The organism is Chryseobacterium arthrosphaerae (assembly GCF_001684965.1).
GTDB lineage: Bacteria > Bacteroidota > Bacteroidia > Flavobacteriales > Weeksellaceae > Chryseobacterium > Chryseobacterium arthrosphaerae.
In genome coordinates this window covers 1,543,824-1,557,135 of record NZ_MAYG01000001.1, presented here as the reverse complement: position 1 = coordinate 1,557,135, position 13,312 = coordinate 1,543,824, and the positions used below count along the sequence as shown (strand labels likewise).

At 39.3% G+C, this 13,312-nt stretch carries 10 protein-coding genes; 1 reads left to right on the top strand and 9 read right to left on the bottom strand.

The annotated features are described in order from the left end of the window. Positions 1–126 precede the first annotated feature (126 nt). Positions 127–1,017, bottom strand: a complete 891-nt coding sequence (locus BBI00_RS07080; RefSeq protein WP_065398106.1) for a cyanophycinase — start codon at positions 1,015–1,017, stop codon at positions 127–129. Positions 1,018–1,216: 199 nt separating this feature from the next. Between BBI00_RS07080 and cphA the strand changes: the two genes are divergently transcribed. Further along, complete coding sequence (cphA, locus tag BBI00_RS07075) at positions 1,217–3,847, top strand: cyanophycin synthetase (RefSeq protein ID WP_065398105.1); 2,631 nt, start codon at positions 1,217–1,219, stop codon at positions 3,845–3,847. Between the two features lie 80 nt (positions 3,848–3,927). Here the strand turns inward: cphA and BBI00_RS07070 are convergent, their stop codons facing one another. The 8 genes from BBI00_RS07070 to BBI00_RS07035 all read right to left on the bottom strand — a co-directional run bounded on the left by BBI00_RS07070 (position 3,928) and on the right by BBI00_RS07035 (position 13,187). Continuing rightward, complete coding sequence (locus tag BBI00_RS07070) at positions 3,928–5,112, bottom strand: hypothetical protein (RefSeq protein WP_065399654.1); 1,185 nt, start codon at positions 5,110–5,112, stop codon at positions 3,928–3,930. A 244-nt stretch (positions 5,113–5,356) separates the two neighbouring features. Next, complete coding sequence (locus BBI00_RS07065; RefSeq protein WP_065398104.1) at positions 5,357–6,190, bottom strand: type 1 glutamine amidotransferase; 834 nt, start codon at positions 6,188–6,190, stop codon at positions 5,357–5,359. Positions 6,191–6,223: 33 nt separating this feature from the next. Beyond that, complete coding sequence (locus tag BBI00_RS07060; protein ID WP_065398103.1) at positions 6,224–7,342, bottom strand: carboxylate-amine ligase; 1,119 nt, start codon at positions 7,340–7,342, stop codon at positions 6,224–6,226. Between the two features lie 30 nt (positions 7,343–7,372). Continuing rightward, positions 7,373–8,326, bottom strand: a complete 954-nt coding sequence (locus BBI00_RS07055; RefSeq protein ID WP_065398102.1) for an ATP-grasp domain-containing protein — start codon at positions 8,324–8,326, stop codon at positions 7,373–7,375. 214 nt (positions 8,327–8,540) lie between these two features. Continuing rightward, positions 8,541–9,254, bottom strand: a complete 714-nt coding sequence (locus BBI00_RS07050) for an alpha/beta hydrolase-fold protein (RefSeq protein WP_065398101.1) — start codon at positions 9,252–9,254, stop codon at positions 8,541–8,543. 34 nt (positions 9,255–9,288) lie between these two features. Then, a complete protein-coding gene (locus BBI00_RS07045) occupies positions 9,289–10,503 on the bottom strand; it encodes an ATP-grasp domain-containing protein (protein ID WP_065398100.1) in 1,215 nt (404 codons plus the stop codon). Positions 10,504–10,644: 141 nt separating this feature from the next. Continuing rightward, on the bottom strand, positions 10,645–12,060 hold the full coding sequence (locus BBI00_RS07040; RefSeq protein ID WP_065398099.1) for a leucyl aminopeptidase family protein: 1,416 nt from the start codon (positions 12,058–12,060) through the stop codon (positions 10,645–10,647). Between the two features lie 5 nt (positions 12,061–12,065). Beyond that, positions 12,066–13,187, bottom strand: coding sequence for an alpha/beta hydrolase-fold protein (locus BBI00_RS07035; protein ID WP_065399653.1), 1,122 nt, complete (start codon positions 13,185–13,187; stop codon positions 12,066–12,068). Positions 13,188–13,312 lie beyond the last annotated feature (125 nt).

Sequence of the window (13,312 nt, the reverse complement as noted above, 5' to 3'; positions counted from 1 at the left end):
AAGGTAATTGATAAATTTTAATTAATTCCAATATTTTGAAATTTCATATCAAGAATAGAGAATTTTAAACAAAAAAAAAACGGAACCTGGGTTCCGTTTATATTTATATAAAGTAAATGATTTTTACTATTTATCCTGAGGAATAGGATTAAACTGCGAATTCTCAATCGTCAGTGTTTTTGTTGTAAGATCATAATGATCATTCATAGACATTACATGAACCGTTAAATTATCAATAGAGATCGGTTCACCAAGATTGATATTGGTAAGGTTGGTATCTTTGATGAATCTTCCATCCACAAGAATAACAAGTCCTGATCCTACCGCCGTCATTACATCATTATGAATGAAAAGTCCCGTGTCTTCTCCAAGACCGATTCCCAGGGTTCTGGGATTATTCACCACAGCCTGGAAAAGACGCCCGATACGGCCTCTCTGCACAAAATGGGTATCAATGATCACATTGTCTATAAGACCTAATCCCTGTGTAGTTTTAATTTCTCCTTTTAAAAGAGCTTCTGAGCTGCTTCCCTGATAGATCATATTTTCTGAAGCGGCGGCAGCACCTGCGGAAGTTCCTGAGTAAATAAAATCCTGCTCCTGATATTTCAGTAAAATAGTGTCGTGAAACCTTGTTCCGCCAAGAATAGAAGTCAGTCTCAGCTGATCCCCTCCTGTAAACATCATGACGTCTGCAGCATTGGCCCTGGCTACCATAGCATCAGAGTTGGCTTCTTCCCGGTTATGGATATCAAGTACATTAACATTTTTTGCTCCTAAGAACTCAAATGCTTTTTTGTATTCTGAACCTACGATCTGAGGAATCTGGGAGGCTGTTGTTACGATTTCAATGACAGAATTTTCCTTGTGTTTTGATTCGTTGATAATCTTCCGTAAGATTCCACGTTCAAAAAAGTTAAGATTCTTTTCTATATTCTGATCATAATCGGTTTCTGCAAAACTTCCTTTGTTTACAGCCCCTCCGATAACTATTAATTTTCCAACAGGTTTAGTCATGGTACAAAATTAAAAAATAAAATAACATGATTTGGCGAAATTCATGCCATCTTTCGCTGATTTTTAATGATTTAGAAATGTTAATAAAAATTAATATTTTTTTAATAAATCTTTAAATGAGGTATGGTTTTGTTTAGGGTTTTACATTATCTTTGGTTATAAAAGGAGTTATTGTTAACTGTTAAAATGCCAATAGACTATGAAAATCGAAAAGATTCAGGCACTACGTGGTCCTAATATATGGAGTATCAGAAGAAAGAAGCTGATACAGATGAGGTTGGACCTTGAAGAAATGGAAAATTATCCTACCAATAAGATCGACGGATTCAGGGAGAGGATTGAAAAATTAATGCCTTCACTGATTACCCACCGCTGCTCCGAAGGAGTGGAAGGAGGCTTTTTCCACAGGGTGGAAACAGGAACCTGGATGGGGCACGTCATTGAGCATATTGCTTTAGAGATCCAGACCCTGGCAGGGATGGATGTAGGGTTTGGAAGAACCCGTGAAACAAAAACTCCGGGAGTGTATAACGTGGTATTCAATTACCTTGAAGAAAATGCAGGAATTTATGCAGCAGAAGAAGCTGTAAAGATTGCAGAAGCGCTGGTTCAAGGAAAAGACTATGACTTGAATGCCTGCATTCATAAATTGAAAGAGATCAGGGAACGTGTCCGTCTGGGACCGTCTACAGGAAGTATTGTAGAAGAAGCGGCTTCCAGAAGAATTCCATGGATCAGGTTGGGAACCAATTCTTTGGTACAGCTTGGTTATGGAGTCAATCAACAGCGCTTTCAGGCAACCATTACAGGAAAAACAAGCTCTATTGCCGTAGATATTGCCTGTAATAAGGAATTAACGAAAAGAATGCTTCATGATGCAGCGATTCCGGTTCCCATTGGGGATCTGGTGGTGGATGAAGAGGGCTTAAATACTGTGATCAGGAAAATAGGATATCCTGTTGTTTTAAAGCCTCTGGATGGAAATCACGGGAAAGGCTCTTCCATTAATGTCAATGACTGGGAATCTGCAAAGACAGGCCTGGAACATGCCCAGAAATATTCAAGAAAAGTTATCGTTGAAAAATACATTACCGGATATGATTTCCGGGTTTTGGTGATCAATAATAAGATGGTTGCAGCAGCAAGGAGAGTTCCAGCTCATGTTGTAGGGGACGGAGAACTGAACCTTCAGCAGCTGATTGATAAAGAAAATAAAGACCCGAGAAGGGGGTACGGCCATGAAAATGTCCTGACTGAAATTGAGGTGGATAAAGATACGATGGAGCTGCTTGAAAAACTTCAGTATACCCTGGAAACAGTTCCTCAGCGAGGAGAAGTGGTTTACCTGAAATCAACAGCAAACCTTTCAACCGGCGGAACTTCAATTGATGTTACAGATATGGTACATCCGGAAAATATCACAATGGCTGAACGGATTTCCAAGATCATCGGGCTGGATGTGTGTGGTATTGATATCATGGCTGAAAATTTAACCCAACCTTTAAAGGAAAGTGGTGGCGCCATCATAGAGGTTAATGCTGCTCCGGGCTTCAGAATGCACCTGGCACCAAGTGAAGGATTGCCCAGAAATGTGGCTGCACCGGTGGTAGACATGCTTTATCCTCAGGGAAAACCTTTTACCATTCCTATTATTGCAGTAACCGGGACAAACGGAAAAACAACTACAACAAGACTTATTTCCCATATTGTAAAAAGTAATGGGTATAGAGTGGGATTCACTACCTCAGACGGAATTTATATCCAGAATACCATGCTGTCAAAAGGAGATACTACAGGACCGCTTTCTGCGGAATTTATCCTGAAAGATCCTACCGTGGAATTCGCTGTTCTTGAAACGGCAAGAGGAGGAATCTTACGTTCCGGACTTGGTTTCTCACAGTGTGATATCGGGGTCCTTACCAATATCGAGGAAGACCATCTGGGAATGAATGATATTCATAACTTAAGAGATCTTACCAAAGTGAAAAGGGTAGTATTGGATAGTGTAAAGAAAAGCGGCTGGAGCGTTCTGAATGCCGATAATGAATATTCGATGAAAATTGTAAATGATCTTGATTCGAATGTGGCGATCTTCAGTATGGATGAAAATAATCCTCATATCGTAAAATTTGCGAAAGAAGGAAAGATCACCTGTGTGTATGAGGAAGGATTCGTAACCATTAAAAAAGGCGACTGGAAGATCAGAATAGGAAAAGCCAAAGACTTTCCGATCACCATGGAAGGGAAAGCCAGATTCATGATTGAAAACGTCTTGGCAGCCAGTCTGGCAAGTTATCTTTACGGTTTTGGCATCGAAGATATCTCCAATTCCTTAAGGACGTTTATTCCGAGTGCACAGCTTACTCCGGGAAGACTGAATGTTTTCAAATTCAAAAACTTTAAGGTACTGATTGACTTTGCTCATAACCCGTCCGGTTACGAAGCGATTGAAGATTATCTGAAAAATGTTGAATCTACCAAGAAAATCGGGATTATTTCCGGTGTAGGAGACAGAAGAGACAATGATATCAAAGAATGCGGGAAAATTGCGGGGAGAATGTTCGACTATATTATTATCCGTAATGAAAAACACCTCCGTGGAAGAACGGAAGAAGAAATCAACGGACTTATTATTGACGGAATAAATGAAGCAGGCAGAGACGTTAGTTATGAGATTATCCCTAAAGAAATCGAAGCTTTGAAACATGCCATAGGAATGGCGGAAGAAGGTACTTTTATTACTGCTTTAAGTGATGTGATCTCTAATGCAATCGATCTGGTGCAGGAATATCAGGCAAGGGAATTGCTGGAAGATGATAAGAATATATAATATTTACCATTTATAAAAGAATCGGCTGAACCAAAGGTTCAGCCGATTCTTTTTGTTAAAGTTTATAGTGATTATAAAAACTAACCCTCTGCAAAAAAAGCATTCGAACTTCCGATCCAGATTGCATCCTTCTTATTGAAATCAACGTTGACCATTGCTGCTTTGGTCATTCTTCCCAAATTTTCTAATAGTACAGGGCGTTCATCGCTTTCCTTCCAGATATACAACAAACGGATCTCTGCTTTTGAAAATTCTCCGTTAATATCTTCAAAGATCGGTTCGTAGGTCACTTTTCTCTGCAGGATATAATTTTCTTTATCATCAATAGCATCCGTTATTTCTTTGGTAGGATTAAGGTTTACACCACTTCCTGCAAATGAAAATAAAGGTTTCAATACAAAATTGTCGAGGTTCTCGTTTTCCGGAAATTCATGTAAGAAATAGCTTTTCGGAACGAACTGATGCTTTAATAACGGCAAAAGGAACTTTGAAATTTTAAAGAACCAGTTGGGGTGGGTAACCCATTCTACTTCCGCTTCTTCACGGAAATCGAATTCAGTTTTAAGATCCGGGATTCTGTCAAGTTCATCAAAGATGACCCTGTTGTAGATTCTTTTGATCTGAATCAGTTGGCCATCATGTTCATAATACAGTTTTTTACCTTCTTTTTTTACTTGGGTCAGGCAAACCGTTTTTATTCCCAGTAACTGTTCTGTTAAAGCAAAATCAATCGCTGTTTTCTGTTTTTCAGGGAAAATTTCGAGGAGGACTACATTTTCAGGATTTTCATCGCCTACGATCAGTTCTTTCAGGTAGTTTTTAAACGTTTCATGAGGCATTGGATTTCTGATTTCGGAAAGGAAAGGGTAGACTTCGCAAAATGTCTCTTCGAAGACCTTCTGAAAGGCATATAGTGAAGGAAAGGCCTGCAATTCTATCAACTGAGGTTCAATGTCTCCGTTTTCACTTTTGCAGATCCCAAAATCTATGGTAAAAAAATGAGGCTGGTCCGTATCATTGGGAACCCGGCAGTTGTCGGGTATAGCTTTCTGAAGAGTTTCAGCAGGAAGTGCTTTGATCTGGCTGATAATGCTTTCGCTGGCATCAAGAAGTTTGGCCTCGAACGCTTTGGTAAGGAATAAAGGACTCTCAGAAATTCTGAAAGTAGGTTCTATACCTCCTTTTTGTTTTAAAATATCTTTCAGCTGCTGATATTTTTCCTGTGAAAACTCCTGATTGAACTGTTTTCTGTATTTTGGGATCATATTTTTTTCTTTTGTGATGTTAAAAAAATCGAACAATAATGTCCGATTTGATATTGTAAATGAGTTTAACCACAAATCAAAGATTCGACGAAGTCAAAAGTCACTAAAGCTTTTAATAAGTTCAGAAACGGCGAAAAGTAAAGGTTTTCAAAAAACTTACGTGTACTTTTCAAGCAGTCAGCAGTAACTTAAAATAACTAAAGTGCTGAAAAACTTTTATGATTTTTGTGGTTGATATTAATGTTTAAGCCAAAGACTCAACCTCTTTCAAAATGTTTTTTTTTGCGAACTGAAGGAATCTCGGAAGGATCTGGTTTCTGGTCAGGATGATTTTGTCTTCATCATCTATTCTGTCCATGGTCTCAAGATATTTTTCCATACCGAAGTTTTCGATCATCGCTTCTCTGTTTTTTTCATCTTTCAGATTTTCAATCAATGCTTCAGGGCTGGCTTCCGGGTGAAACTGGGTTCCGAATATTTCATCTGAAAAACGAACGGCCATTACAGCTCTTTCCAGATTGATATGAGGACGGAATTTTTCAATGGCCATCACAGTCATTCCCAATTCTTCAAAACGTTCCTGATCAGGCTCAATAAACTGATATGCCCTGGAATCTACTGCATAGAAAGGGTCCTGTAGGTTTTTGAACAAAAACTCTTCACGGCCTTCTTTGGTTTTATGCACAGGCATTACCCCGAAAGAATAAGATTTCCTTTTGCAGATATTACCCAGTTTCCAGTGAATGCTTGCCAGCTGGAATGAATGGCAGATAAGGAAAAGGTATTTTTTATCCTCACTGTATTTATTGTGTTCAAAAACAGAATCTAAAAAACCGGCAAACCTGTCTTCCCATGCAAGGCCTTCTCTGTGAGGATTACCCGGTCCGCCTGAAGAAATAAAAATATCAAAGTCACCGATCTCCGGCATTTCATCTTTGAATCTCACATCAAATGTTTTGATGATTACATTTTCTTCAGAGTTCTGCTGAAAAGCTTCGGAAATCTCTTTAATGTTTCTAAAACCTTGATTCACATGATTGTTGTTCATGTCCAGCAGAGCAATTCGAATATCTTTCATTACATCATATTTTTTGTAAAGTTACCAAAAATATTATGAAGCGTGCTCTCCATGTGTTATGCCATACTCAGTTTCTGAGATCATATAATCTACCACTTTTGTCAGATCACCTGTTTCCTTAAAGATTTGAAGCTGTCTGTCGGCACCGGTTCCGTTCTCCAGAATTTTCCAGGCATATTCAACCTCGTGACGGCAGCCCAGATCGTCTACCACATCATCAATAAACTCTAAAAGTTCTTTTAAAAGATGAGGATAAGGTACAGACTCTTCTTTGCCAAAGTCAATCAGATGAGCTTCAATACCGCTTTTGGAAGCACGCCATTTATTTTCATTCAACAGCAGCCTTCTATAGCTTCTGAAACTTAGATTCTGCTGATGGAGCTTATAAATTTTGGCTACCAGACTCTGCATGATTGCTGCAAGACAGACGGTTTCATCAATCCTTAACGGCATGTCGCAGATCCTGAATTCAATGGTAGGATAGAACGGGTGAACACGCAGATCCCACCAGATTTTCTTGGCATTGTCAATAGTTCCTGTTTTTACAAGAAGATCAACATAGCTGTCAAATTCCGCCAGGGAATTAAAATAACTCGGGATTCCTGTTCGTGGGAATTTCACGAAGATTTCCTGCCGGTAAGACTTAAATCCTGTATACCTTCCGATCCAGAAAGGTGAGTTGGTAGACAGCGCATACACGTGAGGGAGGAAGTACCGCATCACATTCTGAATTCTTACCCCTTCTTCACGGTTGGGAATTCCAATATGTACGTGAAGCCCGAAAATAAGGTTTTCACGGGCAACATCACCCATATCATCTACAATTTTGATGTATCTTTCCCCCTGGGTAATATTATTTTCCGACCAATGCGAAAAAGGATGTGTACCACCTCCGGAAACACGAAGTCCCTGTTCATGGGCCGTATTGATAAGATGTCTTCTTAAGTTCGTTAATTCTGCCCTGGCTTCCTGAATGTTCTGGCAGATACCCGTTTCCATCTCAATCATAGATTCATGCATCTCATGCTTTAAGTTTTCACTTAAAACCGCTTTGCCGCCTTCAATGATTTTAGAAACGTGGGAGACCAGATCCCGGCTTTCAACGTCGATGATCTGATACTCTTCTTCAATTCCAATAGTAAACTGATGCATTTTTCTTGTGTTTTTTTATTTTTCGATGGTTTATTGTATTGAATCTTTCACGAAAGTTCCCCAGGTGATATTAGGTTTCCCCGGAACATATTCTTTAGCTTTTTCAATAGCCAGTTTTGCAGCATGCTCTATGATCCATGCAAAGTTTTCTTCTCCTACAGAGTTGCGGTCTGCATCCGGAGCCGGATTACAGAAGTCGATTGCATAAGGAATACCGTCTCTTACTGCAAATTCTACGGTATTAAAATCATAGCCCAGGGCTTCGTTCATTTTGATTGTATAATCATGAATGGTCTTCAATAATTTTTCAAGTTCTTCCCCTTGGGTCTGATGGGTTGTTGCATATCTTAAATGATGAGGATTTCTGGGTTCATACGGCATAATATGAACGTATTTTCTGCCCAGGCAGTAAACCCTGTAATAATCATCAAAGATAATCTCTTCCTGTACCATCATCACAAGCTGTTCGGTTTCGCTTAATTTATTCCAGAGATCATCCGGATTCTCCACTCTGTAAACGTTTTTCCATCCGCCGCCGTCATGAGGTTTCATATAAGCCGGGAAGCCTACATAATTGAAAATGTATTCCCAGTCGTGAGGAAATTTAAGATTCCTGAATGAGGTTTCTGAAGTGCTGTCCGGTCTTTCGTGAGACGGAAGCAAAACGGTCTTGGGAAGCGGAATTCCAAGCTTAGACATCAGGGCATTGTTGAAAAACTTTTCGTCAGCACTCCACCAGAAAGGATTGTTGATCACATAAGTACCGTTAAGTGCTGCGTTTTTCAGATAAGCTCTGTAAAAGGGAACATCCTGTGAAATTCTGTCGATGATTACTGCGTATCCATAATCTGCACCCTGCTCCAGTTTATCAATCATTACCGGCTCTGCGATGATATCTCCGCCTCCCAGTTCATTTACTTTGTCTATAAATGCCCAGGGAAATGTATCTTCCATACCGAATAGAATTCCTACTTTTTTTGCCATAATTTCTGTTTTTAAATTGGTGTATATTTTTTTCTGTTTTATTTTTTATAAATGTGAATAAACCGCTTTGTGTTTTATTTTGGCCTCTCAAGGCTTCTCGAGCAGTTAGTCTCTTCAAAAAAACTTAGTATTAAAAGCTTTTATGTCTTTTGACTTCGTCCAATCTTTGATTTGTGGTTCAAAATAAGGGTTAAGTTTTTCTTTTTTAAATAAACTAAGAGAAATAAGCCCCAATGAACGTTGGAAATACCATTCTCCACAAAGGCCAGTCATGTCCGATCCATTTTCTTTCATCATACCAGAAGTCAATTCCTTTTACCCGTAAGATTTCTGCCATTTCAATGTTTTTATCTTTACAGATATCCTGATCGGAGGTGCTCAATACGATATGCATATGTTTATATTTCCAGGCTTCATCATTTCTTACAAATTCTCTCGGACAGTTGAAGTACACCAGCTCATCAGAATATCCGTTCATAAAATTCCTGATGCTGAATGCTCCTGACATGCAGATCACATGGGAAACAACGTCAGGAAACCTGAAGGCAAAATTCGCAGCATGATATCCCCCGAAACTGGCTCCGGCTACTGCAACACGATGCGTTTTGTGAAGCTTCTGAATATAAGGTACAAATTCCTGGATCAGAAACTGTACATACCGTTCATAGTTTCTTATACGCTGCTGCGGAGATATATTTTCATCATAAAAGCTCCATGCATCAATGGTCTGAATGTTGTAAAGTTTTACCTTTCCCTGTTCTACAAACCAGTTGATACTTCCGTTAAGGTGAAAATCATGGTTCTGGGTGTATTGTCCCTGAGAGGTAGGAAACATGATAATAGGATAGCCGTAATGTCCGGTTACCTCTACCTTGAGACTTGTTCCCAATATATTTGAATAATAATCTGTATGTTCTATGTGAGGCATTTAAATTTTTTTTACTTTAATAATTGTGTTGATGTTAACTGCTTAGTTTGCTGCTTTTGGGAGGTAAGATATTCAGCATTTCAGTCTGGATCTTTTCAGCGGCACTGTCCAGTTTTTCCTGTACAATAGCATCATCATTGGATCTGTAAACAATCCCGACGTGATAATCTATAGGAAGAAATTTTACCACCTCTTCAGATTCAAAACTGCTGTAATCCGGTTCTTTTTCCTTGATCAGGGCAACAATTAACCCTGCATAATATCCTGTAGGAGGTGAAACACTGTAGTTGTTTCCTCTCAATAGAGCGTCTTCAATTCTGGCCCATTCTCTCCAGATATTGATGCCGCTTGAGGCCTCCACCAGATCGGGAATATGAGCCCCGCCAACCCGTGAGGAAGTTTCGAGGAAATACCATTTTCCGTCTTCTTTTCCACGGATAAATTCTGTATGGGTAGCTCCGTTGAGTAATCCGAAGCTTGAAAGTACTTTGGCATTGATCTCTTCCAGTGCTTTGAATTCTTCAGAATATCTTCCCAGTGTTTTAGACCGGAAAACACCACCTTCATGAGAAACCTGCATGGGAGGTGCCAGATATCTGGAAGCGGAAGTAAATACAATTTCTTTATGGAAGGTAAGGCTGTCTACATGGTAAACATCCCCCTGTTTAAAGCTTTCCAGTAAAAACAGATGACGTTCTTCGCCAAGAATATCCAGCGCTTCATGAAGCTGTTCTTTGGAAGTGATTTTTTTAATTCCTGATGCTGAAGCTTCCGATCGGGGTTTCAGTACCCATGGAGCCGGTACCCGTTCTGCAAAGCTGTTCACCTCATCATCATTGAATACTGCTGTAAATTCCGGCACATTGATCCCTGAATCTTTGGCTTTCTGACGCATAGCCAGTTTATCTCTGAAATAGCGGTGGGTAGTCTGGCCCATTCCCGGAATACGAAATGTTTCCCTGATCAGTGCCGCTTTTTCTACATCATAATCATCGAGCGCCACTACGGCGTCCACTTTTCTGCTTTTCATGAGATGTGAAAATCCCTGGATCAGGTGTTCCAGGTTCCATACGGACGGTTTGAGTTCCGGCATATAAAATACCTCGTCAATGGCATGCCAGGGCCAGTTTTTTTCTTTAAGGTTTTCTGATGTTACCAAAATGATGTTATTCCCCAGCTGCTTCATTTCGTCCATAAAGTCATAGCCCTTGTAGTAGCAGGAAATACATACAATTGTTTTCTTCTCCATATAATGTTTTTTATAATTTAGTGAATTTTCAAAAATAAAAGCAAATATTTATTGTTTTATTAATGGTAAAAAATGAAATATCATGCGTTTTTGAAAATTCACTAATCAAGTATACAGAGATTTTTTGTAAAAAACTAATTTTTAGTGATAATTTTCGATTAAATCCACGAGTAATTGAACTCCATATCCGGTTGCTGCTTTTTCTTTGGCGTATCCTACATTTCCGAAAGCCACTCCGGCTATATCAAGATGTGCCCATTTAGGGTGGTTTTCAATGAATTGCTCCAGGAATTTGGCCGCAATGATACAATCTCCGATGGGCTTCATTGATATGTTTTTCATATCGGCAACGTCAGACCGTATATCTTCTTTCCAGATATCCCATAACGGAAGATTCCAAAGCCTTTGATTGGTATGGTCGCCGGTTTTTATCAGTATATTTTTCAGTTCTTCATTATTGGAGAACATTGCCCCGCAGGTATCCCCGAACATGCGGACCGAGCTTCCCGTCAGAGTAGCCAGGTCAATAAGGTAATCTGTTTTGTAATTTCTGGAAAGATAGGAAAGCCCGTCGGCAAGAATCAGTCTGCCTTCAGCGTCGGTGTCAAGTACTTCAATGGTTTTTCCGTTATAGGCGGTAATAACGTCACTTGGAAGCAGCGCTTTTTCAGAAACAGCATTATCGGTAATCGGAAGAATGGCAACAATATTCACCGGAAGTTTCATTTCTGCAGCATAAATAAGGGTTCCAAGTACTGCTGTAGCTCCACCCATGTCTGACTTCATATAATGCAGATTGGCAGAATTCTTTATTGAAATTCCTCCGGTATCAAATAACACACATTTTCCTACCAGACCGTAGGTTTTGGCATTTTTAACGGTTGTTTTATATTCCAAGATCGTAAAAGCTGCATCATAAGCACTTCCCTGGTTAACGGCAAGATACGCTCCAAGGCCAAGCTCCTCACATTTCTTTCTGTTGAATACAGTATATTTTAACTCATATTTTTTTGCTAAATTTTTAAGATATAAATTAAAAATATCAGGTTTCTTCAGATTGGCAGGTTTATTCAGCCATTCCTGGCAGACGATCTGCCCACCGCTTAAAGCTTCAGCTTTCTGAATGATATGATCCAGTTTTTTCTGGCTTAAATTTTCAAAATGAAGTTCGAACCTTGTGTTCCAGAAAGCATGATTTTTTTCAAAAGGGTAGTGGTAAGTTCCGATAAGCAAACCTTTCACAAATTCTTCAAATTGTTTTTCATTCATGAAATCTGCCAGTAGCAGTGTGGGTACCGCCTGTAGTTTTTCTTTCTGAGTCTGTGAGAATTTTACTGCAACCTGCTGTATTTCAAAATTCTGTAAGGCTGACTTTCCGAGTCCGATAAAATAAGTAATCCCTTCTTCGTGGGCATTGACAAAAACTTCATGTTTTTTTCCTGTGAAAAAAGCAGCGATATTTTTGTTGAAGTTTTTACTTGTCCTGGACCATTCTTCTTCAGTGAATACGTGAAAAACCTGGGTGTAGTTTTTATTTTTTTTATTGATTAATTTCATAAGATTTAATTCTTAATGCTTTGTTGCTGGGGTTTTACTTCAAGAGGATTTTCTGTATTGTCGTAATACAGCCATTCAATGGCCCTCGGGAATTCCTGAGACCAATAGAATTCATTATGGGTGCCTTCCGGGTTGATATTGGTCCTGAACTCGAAATCAAAAAGGTTTTTCTTTTCCCATCTTTTCAGATATTCTTCAAAAACGTGAATTCTTTTGACCATTTTAGATCCTTCCTGGCCGCCGCCATACAGGTAAATTTTTGTTTTGAAAGGAACTCTGAAATTCATCATCGGGAAATTATTGTTCGGTTCTACCCATAGAGACGGTGAGAAGATCAGTAATTTGGAATAGACTTCAGGGTAAAGGAAACCGCTGTAGATGCTGATGAGAGCGCCCAGTGAGCTTCCCCCGATCCCCGTATTGTCACGGTCCTTTTTGGTACGGTAGTTTTCATCCACAAAAGGTTTCAGGGTGTCTGTAATAAAACGGATATACTTTTTGCCCTCAGAACCATTGGCTACATTATCATTGTCGAAAATATACTCTTTGATCCTGTCTTCACTTCCATGTTCTATCGCAATGATAATGATGTCTCCACGGCCGTATTCTGCAAGGATAGACAGCTTTTTATCAATCTCCCAGTTGCCGAAACCACTGCCTTCATTGAAAAGGTTCTGGGCGTCCTGGAGGTATAAAACCGGGTAGCTTTTTTCTGAAGTGTGATAATCGTGGGGAAGCAGTGCCCATACTTTCCGGTAGCGGTCAAGCTGAGGGATGTAAAATTTTTCGGAAATAACCTCTGCTATGGGGAAATATTCCTCTTTGAACGGCCCCCAGTTTAATCTCCATTTTTCTATACTGTCTGAAACCGTTCCTGCAGTTTTTTTTACCTTTCTGTTGGGGGTGATATTTCCATATTGATCCAGCTCCACGTTTTCCCAGCCGCCTTTTGTGAATTTATATTCAATATTGTCCGGGAGCGCCTGATCATCAATTTCTATAAAATAATTACCAGGGTCTTTTGGTTGAAGTTGGTAATTGTAGTCTTTGGGGTTCCAGCTGTTGAAATTTCCGGTGATAAATACCGGTCTGTCGTCCTTTTCTTCCGTATAAAGTTCAAACCTCATCATAGTGTTTAATAAATATTACGCTGCTAAATTTATAAAAAAGATTGTTTTGAAATCATAAAAATGTCACCTAAAAAATGATATATTTGATAGATAGACGAAAGAAGAAAACTAACTTGATAATT